Below are 14,069 nucleotides of genomic sequence, written 5' to 3' on the forward strand. Positions count from 1 at the left end.
CCCCAGAATATTTTCGTCAATTTTTAACCGACACACTATGTGCAATTTTAATAAATTGCTCTAGTGTCAGTTGTTCTGGACGAATGCGTGAATCGACTCCCAAAGATTTAATCAGAGCTAAGCGTTGTTTTTCATCTGGCAGAAGAACTTTTAAGTTATTATTTAATGTTTTACGTCTTTGAGCAAAACACATTTTAACTACCCGGTTAAAGTGTTCAAGGTTAGCTATATCAGGTTTATTCGCTGCCGCTAAAGGTTTTAAAACTACGACGCTTGAGTCAACCTTAGGCTGAGGTATAAATGAGCTGCTTTTGACAGTCAAATAAGGCTGCACACTCATTTCGGCTTGAACCGCGATTGTTAAAGGCCCATATTCCTTTGTTCCGACATGGGCATGCAAACGGTCTGCCACTTCTTTTTGCATCATTAAGGTTAAACTGGTAAATTCCAGTTGAGAATTGCTAAGAAAGAAAATGATTGGAGTTGTAATGTAATAAGGCAAATTAGCAACAACCTTGATCGGTTTATTTAAATCAAAAAAGTCAACCAGATCAGTTGCAAAATCAGCCTTTAAAATATCTTTCATTTTTAATTTAAAGCATTGTTTTAATGGCATACCATTTATTTTAGCGGGTAGTTCATTATGCAGCACTTCTGGGAGGTTTTCATCAACTTCATAAGCAAAAACTTTAGCTCCGGCATTGAGCAGTTGTTCAGTCAAAGAACCAATTCCCGGTCCAATTTCAATCACCTGATCACCGGGTTTAATTGCGGCAGCTCGAACTATACCTTGAAGTACATCCAAGTCTACTAAAAAGTTTTGACCCAAGCTTTTTTTAGCCTTCATAAAATAGCGATTGATAATTGCTTGAGTTCTAACTGGAGAGCCAATAGGAATCTCAGTGTTCATCTTTAACCTCCTCAACAGCCTGTTTAAGCTCCGCAAGTGAAATCCCAAAAGTCTGTAAACGATGGTAGAATTGCTTGCCATTGCCATAGCCAACGCGCAGCTTTATTCCAACTTGTTCCCGCAATTTGCGTGAATTAGGGCCACTGGCTAAACCTAGTTCTTGATATTTCTTCCTGGTCAAATCACTGCTGGGCAGCTTCTTTTCATGTAAAACACTTAGTGCCCTCACCAGTGCCTCTTTTGATGCATGCTCAACGCCAAGTGAACCTTTTTTATGAGGCTCACCCTCTTTACGCGTTATAAAAGCCTGCTTTGCGGTCGGCACTGCTTTAGTAACTAGACGTCTTATTCGCTCGCCGTTTAAATCAGGATCTGTCAGGACAATAATTTCTCTTTTATGAGCTAGTTCCTGCAACTCAGTAAGTACTGTATCAGGCACATCCGAGCCATTCGTTTCAATGGTTTCAATTCCGGGAAAAAATTGTTTAAGACGAATAGTATCGTCTTTTCCCTCAACGACAACAACGGCATTATATTGTTTTTTAGTTAAGACCATAGACCCTCATCGTATTCGCATATGTTGCCTGAGCAACTTTTTCTAACGGGAGATCCTTTAATTCCGCAATGGCGCGAGCTACATAATAAACATTGCCCGGTTCATTTTGCCGGCCGCGATATGGTTTAGGAGTTAAATACGGAGCATCGGTTTCCACCAACAATCGCTCTAACGGAGTTTTTCTGGCCGATTCATGGACTGCAGTTGCCTTAGTAAAGGAAACAACACCAGAATAAGAAAAATATACATTTAAATCCAAAAATTTAGTTAGCCATGAAATATCGCCATTAAAGCTGTGCAAAATTGCACCGTACTCTAAGTTGCTGCTTTTTAATATCTCATAGCAATCACCAAAAGCATCCCTCGTATGAATATCAACCGGTTTTTTTAATTCATGAGCCAGTTCAACCTGTCTAGCAAAAACCTCTCTTTGTTTATCACGCGGAGATTCATCCCAATAGTAATCTAGCCCTACTTCACCTAACGCCACAACGCCAGGAAGTTGCAACTGTTCAATTAGCAAGTCTTCTGCTTTTTGGTTATAATCTTTGGCCACATCAGGGCAATAACCCACCATCGCAGAGACTTGAGTAAAACGCTGACTTAAATTAATTGCGCGCTTATTAAACTCTGGATCCTGTCCTGCACAAATTATCTTAGTTACACCTAATTTTTGTGCCCGATCGAGGTAAAACTCTTCTTTGCCACGAAATGGTTCATCTTGTAAATGAGTATGGTTATCAATTAATTCCATTAACTTAGTTGGGCCCCAATTTCATGTTCGTCACCAACTAAAGCCAGCTTTACTTCACCATGTTTTTCACTAGAAAGCAGCATACCTTGGCTTAGATGACCTAACATCTTGCGTGGCTTAAGATTGGTTACTGCCAAAACCTTTTTGCCCAGTAATTCACTGGCATTAGGGTAATACTGCCTAATACCACTTAAAATCTGTCTTTCATCGCCATTGCCAAAGTCCATTTGGAACTGAAGCAATTTCTTAGAACCTTGAACTGGCTCAACAGACAGAATTTTACCGACTTGGATTTTAACCTTAGCAAAATCGTCTATCGATATTTCTTTATCCTTACCTTGTTCGCTGCGGCTTGCCTTCTTCGGCTTAGCTTTAGCCATCTCGTCTTTAATGTATTTAATTTCTTCTTCAGGCTTAACTCTTGGAAAAATCGGCTTGGGATCAGAAATGACTTGAGTTTTCCAGGTGCATGCACCAAATTCAAGTTGCTTGTGCTCATCATTGTCCCAGTCAAGACCTAATTGTCTGTACATTTCTACTGGAGTCCTGGTCATAATTGGAGCAATCAGCAAAGCAATGATACGTAAACTCTCTGCCAAGTTCGACATTACGCGCGCTAAATCTGCAGCTTTACCCTCCTTATTTAATTTCCAAGGCATTGTTTCATCAATATATTTATTAGCACGATTAATAAACTTCCAGATATCTTCAATTGCCTGAGTAAAGTGCAAAGTATCCATTTCTGTTTTATAGCTGGCAATAACGTCTGCTGCCGTTTGGGCCAAGTCCTTACCTAAGTCATCCTGCTCTTGGGCAACTGGTTCAACTTTGCCATTTTGATATTGATTGATCATGGAAACAGTTCTGTTGAGCAGATTGCCTAAGTCGTTAGCCAAGTCATAGTTAACGCGCTCAACGAAATCTTCTGGCGTAAAGACGCCATCAGAGCCAAATGGCAAGGCACGCATTAAGTAGTAACGCAATGCATCCACGCCATAACGGTTAATAATAGATTCAGGATAAACTGCGTTGCCCTTCGACTTGGACATTTTGCCGTCTTTCATCAAAACCCAGCCGTGACCAATCACATGCTTAGGTAATGGCAAACCTAAAGCCATCAACATAATCGGCCAGTATATTGTGTGGAAACGAACAATTTCTTTCCCTACCAAGTGAATATCAGCCGGCCAGTATTTTTTAAACAAAGAATCATCGTCTGAGCCATAACCCAATGCAGTAATATAGTTAGATAATGCATCTATCCAAACATACACGACATGCTTAGGATCACTTGGAACAGGAATACCCCAGGAAACAGTCGTTCTGGTGACTGATAAATCTTCCAGACCAGGCTTTATGAAATTGTTGACCATTTCCTTTTCGCGAGAATGAGGCAGAATAAAATCAGGATGGTCTTGGTAGTACTGATAAAGTCTGTCTGCGTATTTGCTCATCTTGAAAAAGTATGATGGTTCTTTAACCAGTTGGACTTCATGACCAGATGGTGCCTTGCCGCCGATCACATTACCATCATCGTCTTTATAAACTTCAGCTAATTGTGATTCTGTGAAATACTCTTCATCTTCTACAGAATACCAGCCTGTATATTCTCCCAGATAAATATCACCTTGTTTTAACAGCTGCTCAAAAATCTTTTGAACGCCTTTAACGTGTTCTTTATCAGTAGTCCGAATAAATTTATCGTATGAAATATCAAGGCTTTGCCACAGCTTTTTATAAATAACCACCATTTTATCCACAAATTCTTGCGGTTTAACCCCTTGCTTTTCAGCTTTTTGCTCAATTTTTAATCCGTGCTCATCAGTACCAGTTAAAAAGAAGGTGTCGTAGCCTTGGCTGCGCTTGTAGCGCGCCATCACATCAGCTGCGATTGTGGTATAAGCATTGCCGATAGTCAATCGGCCGGATGGATAGTAGATTGGTGTTGTGATATAAAAAGTTTTTTTATCAGCCATATTCATTTGCTCCTTAATTTTCGCTTAATTATACTATATTATACTACACTAACAAAAAAGCGAATTCCTTACGGAGTTCTCTTTTTTAGTAGATATTTAGCATTCTGTACTTATTTTTAGATTAAAAATTTTTCACTCTTTAAATAGAAATACTTGACAACTGTAGTCAATAAAATATATAGAACAAGTATACCGAATACTACCCACATAAATTTAATTGGCATCTTGCCAAAGCCCAGTTTTGTTGCCAGGAATGAAAATGGAATCAAGGTTCCAATTACCCCAGCACCAAATGTTGCTAGCGTGACTCCCGGTGCAGCGTGCTGCTTAATAAATGGCAAACGCGGATCACGCAAAGCGTGAATAACCATTTCCTGAGTCCACAGCGATTCAATAAACCAGCCAGTGTGGAAAAGAGCGACAAATGCAACTTTTTGGGTTGCTCCCAAAGCGCTGTAATTTCCTCCTGTCAATTGTGGACAAATAACAAAGAATAATAACGCAAAAGTCAGAATATCGAAGACAGATGAAGTTGGACCAAAGTAAAACATAAATTTAGGCAACTTCTTGGTTGACCATGTCCGGGGTTCTTTTAAGAACTTATCAGACATGTCATCAAATGGCAGAGAGAGGCAACTAGTGCCGTAGAGTAAATCTAAAACCAAAAGTTGCAGTGGCAGCATTGGCAAGAATGGTAAGAATGAAGAAGCTACCATAATTGATAAAATATTACCAAAGTTGGAAGACAGCGTAATCTTGATATACTTCATGGTGTTGCCAAATACTTTTCGACCGATTCTCACGCCTTCTTCTAGTACATTCAAATCCTTATGCAGCAGAATAATATCAGCAGATTCCTTGGCGATATCCACAGCAGTATCAACAGAAATTGAGACATCAGCTGCCTTCATTGCAGGAGCATCATTGATACCATCACCCATATAGCCTACTGTATGACCATTTTGCTTTAACAGATTAATAATTTTGGTTTTATCTTCCGGTGATAATTTGACAAAAATATTGCATTCTTCCACCATTTTTGCCAACTCTTCAGGTTTCTTGCCTTCAAGATCCGCACCTGAATAAACCGTATCGACATTTAAACCAACTTGTAAGCCAACAGTTCTGGTAACAGCCTCGTTATCTCCTGTTAAAATTTTAACGTTGATACCATCATACTTTAGACGAGCTAAAGCGTCTTTGGCACTCTCTTTAGGGGGATCAAGGAAGGCAAGATAGCCGCAAAGAATAAGGTCATTTTCATCTTTTACTGAAAATTCACCGACAGGTGCAGGATTACGTTTGTATCCCAGCATGATCACGCGCAAGCCATCATCATTCATGTCATTTACTTTAGCCATTACTTTTTGCTTACGTTCAGGTGTTAAAGGTAAAATCTGACCGTCAACTTCAAGCTTCGTAGCAACAGCCATCATTTCTTCTGAAGCACCCTTAGTTACTAACAAGTGCTCGCCGTGCTGTTCATCAGAGTTTTCCACTACCACACTCATGCGTCTTCTGGAAAAGTCAAACGGAATTTCATCAATCTTATTGTAATCACGCTGAATTTCACTGATATCCAGTTCATCCCCAGCAGCTTCAATGATTGCTTTGTCAATCAGGTTTTTCATCCCCGTTTGGTAATTGGAATTAAGATAGCCTAACTCTAAAATCCGCGGATTTTCCCGTAAATTTAAATCATAATGACGCTCCAGAACCACTTTGTCCTGAGTCAGGGTCCCAGTTTTATCAGTACACAAAATATCAGCCGAGCCAAAGTTCTGAATTGAATTCATCTTTTTAACAATTGTGCCTTTTTTGGACATTTCAATTGAACCTTTAACCAGATTGGTGGTTACAATTACAGGCAGCATTTCGGGTGTTAGTCCGACAGCGGTCGCAATTGAAAAGATCAGGGCATTAACCCAATCGCCCTTAGTAATACCATTGATAATGAAAACTAAAGGTGCGATGATGGCAGTCATAATTATTAATAATCTAGAAACATTTTTGATACCAACATCAAAAGTTGTGTTTTTAACATCGTTATGTGAAATATCATGAGCCAATTTGCCGAATATGGTTCTTTCACCAGTTGCAAACACAATTCCTAAACCAGAACCGGAAACGATTGTTGTACCTTCGTATAAAATATTAGGATAATCCAGATAATCACGATCCGCCCCAATTTTTGGCTTGGCAGTAGCGATTTTCTCTACCGGATTTGATTCACCATTTAAAGAACTGGAAGAACAAAAGAGGTCCTTACTGGTTAAAAGGCGCATATCGGCCGGTACCATATCTCCTGCAGCTAACCGAATTACATCACCTACAACCACTTCACTAGTATCAATTTCCTGGTCCTGACCATCGCGAATAATATCTGTCGTAACAGAAACAAGCTTAAGTAAGGAATCCACAGCATTAGATGACCGGACGTTTTGCACAAAGCTGGTTATTCCGGAAATCAAAACCATCGTGACCATAATTGCTACGGTGGTTAAGTCCTTTTCTCCTGCTGGTACAAAAATATAGTCGGTAAATAAAGACAATGTAGCTAAGACCAGTAATACCAAAGTAAATGGCGTGATGAAAGCTTCCGCCAAAAAGCGGAGCTTAGAATTGTGTCTATTTGTGGCAATAGTATTAGAACCATATTCCTCCCGGTTTTTTTCAGCTTGCTCGCTAGTTAAACCGTTACTGCTGGCATGCAGCCGCGCTAAAGTCTCTGATCTATTTTCTTTAGCTATTGCTTTTACCAGCTCCAAGTCTTTGTTGCTGGTAGTACCATTTGGTTTTTTCAGCATTTTCCCACTCTCCTCATCACACAACTAATTCAAACAAACTAAAAAAGGAGCCACCTAGCTAACCGCTTGGCGTCCCCTTTTCAACAGGTATTATTATACTCATCGTTCAGTTTTAACACTACGTGACGTAAGCTTGTGCTGCTAGCTATCTGGTTTGCGCCTTATATCGACGAAAACTATTTGACCCGTTGGCATCTCTGGATGTTTCCGGGCGATAGCATTTGTTCACGTAGGAGTCTCACCTAACAGTTTATTTGTTCTTATTTAATTTGCACTGTGAGTTTAATACATAACACATGATAAAGTCAACATTTTTACCTTTTTATGTTCAAATTATTTTTAAAAAAGTAAACTAAGCCGCTGATTACTAGTGCCAAGGCTAAAGCGATAGGTAAAGCCAGCCTATGAGGGTGGGAAAGTTGCGCGCGCTCATCACTGGACAAGTCATATTTATCAAGTGAATATTGGTAACGCTGGTCAATGGTAGTGGCACATGCCCTAAAAACAAAACGTAACCCTTCATTAAATTTCTTTTTATTGTTACTACGCAATTTGTCAGATTGAGACCGAATTATATTTGTCCGGACATCAGCAGAAAACGCACTGTGAAGATCTTTACTGGAATATATCTGCACGTTACGCTTCTTGTTTTTAGTACCTACAACGATAAAAACTGTCCGTTTATATTTATTTAATTTGGCGGGTGTTAAATGGTCAACCCGGTTTACCGTTTTGACAATGATTTGTGGTTGTTCACTGGTTTGAAAATAACGGTCATTTTTGGCTAAAATCAATTTACTGGTTTCGCGTTCAAGCAAATTACTATTGTCTTTAATGTTGGGACTTGCAAAGCCCGTCATTGTCAGGAAAATACCGAATAAAGCCGTAAATAACGCTAATTTAGTTTTCAGCATCTTCCAACTTATGGGCCAATTGCTCCACATATTGCCGATCGATTTTAATTTGTTCATAAGGAACCCCACAGTCTTTAAAAAGTTTAATCGCCAGCGGACTGTCATTGTAATCAAAATAATAATTGATTTTTTTAACTCCAGCCTGCACTAAAGCTTTAGCACAATTATAACAGGGAAAGTGTGTAACATAAATTTCAGTATCATCGGTTGAAACGCCGTTACGTGCACACTGAATAAGTGAGTTCATTTCAGAATGGATTGTCCGCACGCAATGACCGTCAACTAATTGATGACCTACATCATCGCAATGAGGCTGACCCGTAACGGAACCGTTATAACCGGTGCCAATAATACGATTCTTTTTTACTAAAACACTGCCAACCAAAGCCCGGTCACATGTTGAACGCTGAGCAATCACTAAGGCCTGCATCATAAAGTACTGTTTCCAGGGAATTCGCTTACGCATTTTTTTACCTCTTGAAATAATTCAAACCGATTGCGTCTCGTACCTCTTGTAAGGTTTGATCAGCTACTTCGTTTGCTTTTTTAGAGCCCTCAATCAGCATCTCATAAACAGCAGATATATTCTGTTCATATTGAGCGCGCCGCTCACGTATTGGAGCCAGTTCTTTTTCCAACACCGTATTTAAGTAACGCTTAATTTTAACGTCACCCAAGCCGCCTTTTTGGTAATCTGCCTTTAATTGCGCTACCTTATTCTTGTCAGGATCAAAAATATCAAGGTAGGTAAAGACAGTATTGCCCTCTACTTTGCCTGGATCTTCAACATGGATGTGCTGGGGATCAGTATACATTGACATTACTTTTTGTTCAACGGTCTTGGCATCATCAGATAAATAAATAGCATTATTTAAGGATTTGGACATTTTGGCATTACCATCTAGACCCGGCAAGCGTCCCTCACCTTTTTCCGGGAAGTAGCCTTTAGGTTCTACTAAAACATTGCAATTATAGACACGATTAAAGGTCCGCACAATTTCACGTGCTTGTTCTAGCATGGGCTCCTGGTCATCTCCAACTGGTACCAAAGTTGCCTTAAAGGCTGTGATATCAGCTGCCTGTGATACTGGATAATTTAAGAAGCCCACGGGAATGGAATCGTTAAAACCTTTTTGCTTGATCTCAGCTTTAACAGTTGGATTACGCTCTAAGCGGCTGACTGTGACTAAGTCCATATAATAGGCTGTCAGTTCAAACAAGGCGGGTATTTGGGATTGAACGAAAACGGTTGAAACTTGAGGATCTATCCCCACTGCCAAATAGTCTAATGCTACTTGAATTAAACTTTTTTGAATCTTTTCAGGATTACGGGCATTATCAGTTAAAGCCTGGGTATCAGCAATCATGATAAATGGGTGGTATTCACCCGAATTTTGCAATTTTACCCTATTCTTTAATGAACCAATGTAATGACCTACATGCAACTTTCCTGTTGGTCGATCACCTGTCAGAATAATTTTCTTTTTCAATTTAGTTTTCCTTCCTTAAATAATTAAAATCTTTTTAATATAATAATTTATAATAATTCTACCAAAAATCAAGCAATGATTAAACACGGAGGAAAAAATGTGCAATCAATTTCAACTGCCAAGTTTGGCCGAAATTAAAAAATACTTAGCAAACGACTTAAACTTGCCTTTAGTAGAACCAGCAAGTAACTTACCCCAAAACCAGAACATTTTCCCACAAGGAATTGCTCCTGTACTAGTATATTCGGATAAGCAATTACAGTTACTGCCTAAATCCTGGGGTTATCCCAGTCCATTCGACCACAAACAAGTGGTTTTTAATGCCCGGGTTGAACGCTTCTTTGAAGAAAAAAGATCAATGTGGGATTCTTCATTTGCCAAATCTCGCTGCATTATAATCGCCAAGCAATTTTTTGAATCCGGTCATGAAACCTATCTGGGTGAAAATAACCACAGTTATCATGAACGATTCGGTTTTAAAAATTCCAATGCCGCACTGACATTAATCGCCGGAATCTATCAAAAAGACCATTTTTCAATGGTAACTACTAAACCTAATGCGTCCTATGCCCCAATCCATGACCGTATGCCTCTAGTTATTCAGGCAGACGAGTTGCGCCAATGGCTGTTTCAAAACTTCTCGTCTTTAGTTGATCGCAGCCAGTTGGAGCTTGATTCTGTCAAAATGCACCATAGAAAGTAATTACTCTTAAATTTTTCTATCACTTATTATTACGCAAATAAAGCTAAAACACGCGAAAATATTAAGGGCTTTAGCTACATTTTTATCTAGCAAGTTTTAAAAAATCAAAAAACAAAACTTGGTTTCGCAAACGAAACATGGTAAACTGTTTGAGTAATGCGGGTATAGTTTAATGGTAAAATGTTAGCTTCCCAAGCTGAAGATGCGGGTTCGATTCACGCTATCCGCTTAATTAAAAAGGCAATGACTTCAATAGTCGTTGCCTTTTTACTCTACGCAGATAATTGAAACCAAAAAAATTCCCAAAATTTCGGACAAAATTTAGGGAATTATTTCATGTGCTAAGCTCTTATTTTAAGTCATAATTATTAAGATAATGCCATTTAGCACCGCTAAATAAATTGGCATCCATAAAGTTTGAGTATAAAGGTAAGACCAGGCAAAAAGCCCACCAAGTACAACGTTAACTACTAATAGTAACAGTGAATTTTGCCAATTAAGTAAGCCGAACAAGATACCAGAAGTAAGTATGCCCAGAATTGCTGTTAAGACAGTGTTACTTCTAAATGCATAATTAAATAAAAACCCTGTAATTAAAAATTCTTGCAGAATTGGTAAAACTATCCCTATTGCAGCTAGTAAAAACCAGTAGGTTAAACTTGCTTCATGGTGCAAATAAGCAATTTGAAAATTATATAATTTTAATCTGCCGTAGGATTGGAGCCAGGAAACACTAATACGTAAAGCCGTTACCACAGCAGTCAAACCAATTATTAAGCCAAAATTGTTCAGCCAGGAGCCCCCAAAACTACGGTCAAAAAAGCGCTGTTCTCTATTAAAACGATAAATAAAAAACAATGAAACCATCAGCGAGATAGTTGCAAATAAGATTAAATCCCAAATATGAATCGGTGAATTAGCAGTAACTAGCTTAATCACGCCGACAACCATCAAATAACTAATAAAATAAACAAAATAGCGTATGATGTTGCCTTGCCTCGATGCTGGTGTATTCACAAAAATTACCTCTATACTATTATGTACCTTACAAGTTCCATATTATAGCAAAAAAAGCAACCTATATAAAATATCAAGAAAATTTTTCTCAATCGATACTGATATTGTTGATATCTTCTAGCGCAATTTTTTGACCAGCAACAATAATGCCATCATCACTATAGCCACTGACAAAACCAACTATATCTGCGGGCAGCTGATCATCGCTGTTCATGACCTTGACTTGCAGGTGAACCATGCGGTGATTACCATATGCTTTAAGTAATTGTAAGCCAATTTCTTCTATACTCATAGTTTGTTTAGCGGGATGCTGCACGCTGCGCTTTTGCTTATCTTTGTTAATTGCCATTGTATGATCGCTTAAAAAGAAGCCTTGCCACTTTTTCATTTTGCGATCTTGATAGTTTTTAAAAAAATCTGTGACAATTTTATCAAAATCATTCATATGCATTGCCGCCATTATGCCCGCCAACTAAACTGCTACGCCTGATTGCTGTTGCACCTTTAGCCAAGCTCGATGCTTTGACCAAACTGGTAAAGCCATATTTCTTTCTGATTCTATCAATAGTTATGTTTATAGTACGTTTTTTTATCTGCTCAGAAGCTGGAACAAAGAAGGTCAATTGCTGGCAGGTATCCGGCTCTAAACGACTGCAGTTAACCCCTAAAGCACGGACTGTTTCGCCATGCCAATTTTTACGAAAAAGTGCCAGTATTTCTTGCACTAACAAGTCATTATCATTGGTCGGACAAATTTTTTGCTGCACATTAAAGCCCTTGCGTTTGCCATCTTGTTCATACCTGGAAAAGCCGACAAATAAACTAATGCAGCCAGCTTGCAAGCGGTGTGCCCGTATTCTGGCACCTACCTGCTCGCCAATTTCACGTAAGACTATCTCAACCTCCCGCTGATCTGTATAGTCACGGTTTAAAATCTGTGAATTGCCGTAATTTTTCATTATGGGAAAATATTTTTCGCTAATAATGCTGCGATCCACTCCCCAGCTAATTGCAAATAGCTGCTCACCAATTACGCCAAACTCTTTTTTTAAAATTGCTGGATCAGTGTGTGCTAATTCATACATATTATTAATGTGTAATCGGCGCAAACGGGCAGCTATTTTTTTGCCAATCCCCCAAACATCTTCCAGATCTTTAATTTGCCAAATAGTATCAGGTACATCAATATAATGCCAATAATCAATCATTGAACAACGGTGTTTAGCAGAAATATCCATGGCTAATTTGGCTAGCAATGGATTTTCTCCTATTCCGCAAGTAGTGTAAAGTCCAATTTTTGATTTGATTTCTACCTGAATTTTGCGTGCTACCAGATACGGATCGTTGCCAAACAAACGCCATGACTTAGTCATATCAATCATGCTTTCATCAATAGAATAGACATGGATATCCTCATCAGCAGCATACTTTTGAAAAATTGCCAATACCTGCATGCTGCGCTTGATGTATAAGTTCATATGAGGTTCTACTAAAATCAAATCCGGCGCTTCTTTTTTGGTGGGTAAATCACGTACCCGCATGACGTTAGTCAACCCATATTTCTTTTTCGCTAATGGTGAAGCCGCCATAATTAGCCCCGAGCCGTAATTTGTATGCGGCTGATGCGAAACTACTGCCAACACAGCTTTCATTGGGTTTAGACCTAATTGAAGTGCCTCACAACTAGCAAAGAATGATTTGTTATCAATCATAAAAATTAACCGGTGTGGTTCATAACGGTAATCATACATTGCTTTCACTTCCTATTGCAAACTTACGTTCGCTAAAATAAATTATACAAACACAAGTTCGAATAATCAAGCAAAAATTTATTCAATTTTTTTAATAGTAACTTGATATTTCCCAGCAGGTGCTGCAACACTTACAGTTTGACCAGCTTCTTTTTTCATAATTGCTTGACCCAGAGGTGAGTCAAACGCAACTTTTCCTGCTTCAATATCAGCTTCCATGCGACCGACAACCTGGTATGTTTCAGTCTCCGGATCGTCAGCAAACTTTAGTGTGACCGTCTTGCCTAAATCTACTTTGCCATCGGCCTTCTTTTCAATAATTTCGGCATATTTCAACTGCTTTTCCAGATAACGCAGACGACTTTGAAGATGACCTAAATCACGCTTGGCCTCCGTATATTCAGTATTTTCCGACAAATCACCTAAAGAGCGGGCTTCCTGTAAAATTTTAATTCTTCTGGGCCTATCCTTTTTTAAACCGGCTATTTCATCTTTGATTTTTTGGTAACCCTTGGGCGTCATTTTTTGATAATAAACCAAAATATTCTCTCCTAATTATTTTCTTAAAAATATTATCCACAAGCTATAAATACCAATTTCAAGGTATCTAAGCTAATTATTTAGCACTCAAAAAATAATAGTGCTAATTATTTCCTTTTTATGAAACTGCATACTATAATAATAATTGTAAGGAAGAAATGAAAGTCTTCTGATACAAATATATAAATTTCGAAAGGAAGTTTTTTACTATGGCAAATGATATGATGAATCGGCACAATGACCTATTTGATGCGATGAACGATTGGTTTGATCTTCCGAGAAAATTTTTTGACGATAACGAAGTAGCAAAATTAATGCAATCAGATGTTGTTGAAAACGACAAAGAATATGTGATCAAAGTTGATATGCCCGGAATGGACAAGGATAAGATACACCTAAATTATAATAATGGTATTTTGAGCGTATCCGGCTCAAGAAAATCATTTAAGGATATGTCTAAGGATAACAGTATTATCCACCGTGAAAGAAGTGAAGGCCACATTTCACGCAGCTTCAGATTACCAAATGTAGTTGCAAGTGACATTCACGCCAAATACGATAATGGTGTATTGACTATTACCTTGCCAAAGCAGCAAGCTGGTGCAAATGATAATTCAATTCAAATTGATTAACCTATTACCATCTTGCATA

At 38.5% G+C, this 14,069-nt stretch carries 14 protein-coding genes, 1 tRNA gene and 1 riboswitch; of the genes, 3 read left to right on the forward strand and 12 right to left on the reverse strand.

All coding sequences use genetic code 11. The annotated features are described in order from the left end of the window. Positions 1-16 precede the first annotated feature (16 nt). From rsmA to trpS, 8 genes are all read right to left on the reverse strand, one after another. Positions 17-910 (reverse strand): 16S rRNA (adenine(1518)-N(6)/adenine(1519)-N(6))-dimethyltransferase RsmA, encoded by an 894-nt coding sequence (rsmA, locus tag LDX54_RS07810; RefSeq protein ID WP_265667521.1) that lies wholly within the window; start codon positions 908-910, stop codon positions 17-19. Further along, a complete protein-coding gene (gene rnmV / locus LDX54_RS07815; RefSeq protein ID WP_265667520.1) occupies positions 900-1,466 on the reverse strand; it encodes a ribonuclease M5 in 567 nt (188 codons plus the stop codon). The genes rsmA and rnmV overlap by 11 nt, the downstream gene beginning before the upstream one ends. Then, positions 1,453-2,220, reverse strand: a complete 768-nt coding sequence (locus LDX54_RS07820; RefSeq protein WP_265667519.1) for a TatD family hydrolase — start codon at positions 2,218-2,220, stop codon at positions 1,453-1,455. Before LDX54_RS07820 ends, rnmV begins: the two co-directional genes overlap by 14 nt. Next, positions 2,220-4,196 (reverse strand): methionine--tRNA ligase, encoded by a 1,977-nt coding sequence (metG, locus tag LDX54_RS07825; RefSeq protein WP_265667518.1) that lies wholly within the window; start codon positions 4,194-4,196, stop codon positions 2,220-2,222. The genes LDX54_RS07820 and metG overlap by 1 nt, the downstream gene beginning before the upstream one ends. Before the next feature lie 116 nt (positions 4,197-4,312). Next, positions 4,313-7,003: a magnesium-translocating P-type ATPase gene (gene mgtA, locus LDX54_RS07830; RefSeq protein WP_265667517.1), complete on the reverse strand. Its 2,691-nt coding sequence runs from the start codon at positions 7,001-7,003 to the stop codon at positions 4,313-4,315. 90 nt (positions 7,004-7,093) lie between these two features. Then, a riboswitch (M-box (ykoK) riboswitch) is annotated at positions 7,094-7,260 on the reverse strand. A 57-nt stretch (positions 7,261-7,317) separates the two neighbouring features. After that, a complete protein-coding gene (locus tag LDX54_RS07835; RefSeq protein ID WP_265667643.1) occupies positions 7,318-7,917 on the reverse strand; it encodes a TPM domain-containing protein in 600 nt (199 codons plus the stop codon). Further along, entirely contained in the window at positions 7,904-8,383 is a 480-nt protein-coding gene (locus LDX54_RS07840) for a deaminase (RefSeq protein ID WP_045928576.1), read from the reverse strand. The genes LDX54_RS07835 and LDX54_RS07840 overlap by 14 nt, the downstream gene beginning before the upstream one ends. Before the next feature lie 4 nt (positions 8,384-8,387). Next, complete coding sequence (gene trpS, locus LDX54_RS07845; protein WP_174795088.1) at positions 8,388-9,407, reverse strand: tryptophan--tRNA ligase; 1,020 nt, start codon at positions 9,405-9,407, stop codon at positions 8,388-8,390. 97 nt (positions 9,408-9,504) lie between these two features. On the opposite strand from trpS, the gene LDX54_RS07850 reads away from it, so the two are divergent. Both LDX54_RS07850 and LDX54_RS07855 read left to right on the forward strand, forming a co-directional pair. Continuing rightward, entirely contained in the window at positions 9,505-10,110 is a 606-nt protein-coding gene (locus tag LDX54_RS07850; protein WP_265667516.1) for an SOS response-associated peptidase family protein, read from the forward strand. Between the two features lie 158 nt (positions 10,111-10,268). Further along, positions 10,269-10,339 (forward strand) — tRNA-Gly (locus tag LDX54_RS07855). A gap of 125 nt (positions 10,340-10,464) precedes the next feature. Here LDX54_RS07855 and LDX54_RS07860 read toward each other — a convergent pair. From LDX54_RS07860 to greA, 4 genes are all read right to left on the reverse strand, one after another. Continuing rightward, entirely contained in the window at positions 10,465-11,127 is a 663-nt protein-coding gene (locus LDX54_RS07860) for a CPBP family intramembrane glutamic endopeptidase (protein WP_265667515.1), read from the reverse strand. A gap of 88 nt (positions 11,128-11,215) precedes the next feature. Further along, on the reverse strand, positions 11,216-11,572 hold the full coding sequence (locus LDX54_RS07865; RefSeq protein WP_265667514.1) for a hypothetical protein: 357 nt from the start codon (positions 11,570-11,572) through the stop codon (positions 11,216-11,218). Next, entirely contained in the window at positions 11,565-12,878 is a 1,314-nt protein-coding gene (locus tag LDX54_RS07870; RefSeq protein WP_265667513.1) for a Y-family DNA polymerase, read from the reverse strand. Before LDX54_RS07870 ends, LDX54_RS07865 begins: the two co-directional genes overlap by 8 nt. Before the next feature lie 78 nt (positions 12,879-12,956). After that, positions 12,957-13,418: a transcription elongation factor GreA gene (gene greA, locus LDX54_RS07875; RefSeq protein WP_187160433.1), complete on the reverse strand. Its 462-nt coding sequence runs from the start codon at positions 13,416-13,418 to the stop codon at positions 12,957-12,959. Between the two features lie 209 nt (positions 13,419-13,627). Between greA and LDX54_RS07880 the strand changes: the two genes are divergently transcribed. Then, positions 13,628-14,050 (forward strand): Hsp20/alpha crystallin family protein, encoded by a 423-nt coding sequence (locus LDX54_RS07880; RefSeq protein ID WP_046325466.1) that lies wholly within the window; start codon positions 13,628-13,630, stop codon positions 14,048-14,050. Positions 14,051-14,069: the final 19 nt, after the last annotated feature.

This window comes from Lactobacillus sp. IBH004, from assembly GCF_026185255.2.
In the GTDB taxonomy this organism is placed as follows: Bacteria; Bacillota; Bacilli; order Lactobacillales; family Lactobacillaceae; genus Lactobacillus; species Lactobacillus melliventris.

Coding starts and splice junctions, on each gene's coding strand:
- rsmA (WP_265667521.1), bottom strand. CDS start 910: ATGAACACTGAGATTCCTATTGGCTCTCCAGTTAGAACTCAAGCAATT.
- rnmV (WP_265667520.1), bottom strand. CDS start 1,466: ATGGTCTTAACTAAAAAACAATATAATGCCGTTGTTGTCGTTGAGGGA.
- LDX54_RS07820 (WP_265667519.1), bottom strand. CDS start 2,220: ATGGAATTAATTGATAACCATACTCATTTACAAGATGAACCATTTCGT.
- metG (WP_265667518.1), bottom strand. CDS start 4,196: ATGGCTGATAAAAAAACTTTTTATATCACAACACCAATCTACTATCCA.
- mgtA (WP_265667517.1), bottom strand. CDS start 7,003: ATGCTGAAAAAACCAAATGGTACTACCAGCAACAAAGACTTGGAGCTG.
- LDX54_RS07835 (WP_265667643.1), bottom strand. CDS start 7,917: ATGCTGAAAACTAAATTAGCGTTATTTACGGCTTTATTCGGTATTTTC.
- LDX54_RS07840 (WP_045928576.1), bottom strand. CDS start 8,383: ATGCGTAAGCGAATTCCCTGGAAACAGTACTTTATGATGCAGGCCTTA.
- LDX54_RS07850 (WP_265667516.1), top strand. CDS start 9,505: ATGTGCAATCAATTTCAACTGCCAAGTTTGGCCGAAATTAAAAAATAC.
- LDX54_RS07865 (WP_265667514.1), bottom strand. CDS start 11,572: ATGAATGATTTTGATAAAATTGTCACAGATTTTTTTAAAAACTATCAA.
- LDX54_RS07870 (WP_265667513.1), bottom strand. CDS start 12,878: ATGTATGATTACCGTTATGAACCACACCGGTTAATTTTTATGATTGAT.
- LDX54_RS07880 (WP_046325466.1), top strand. CDS start 13,628: ATGGCAAATGATATGATGAATCGGCACAATGACCTATTTGATGCGATG.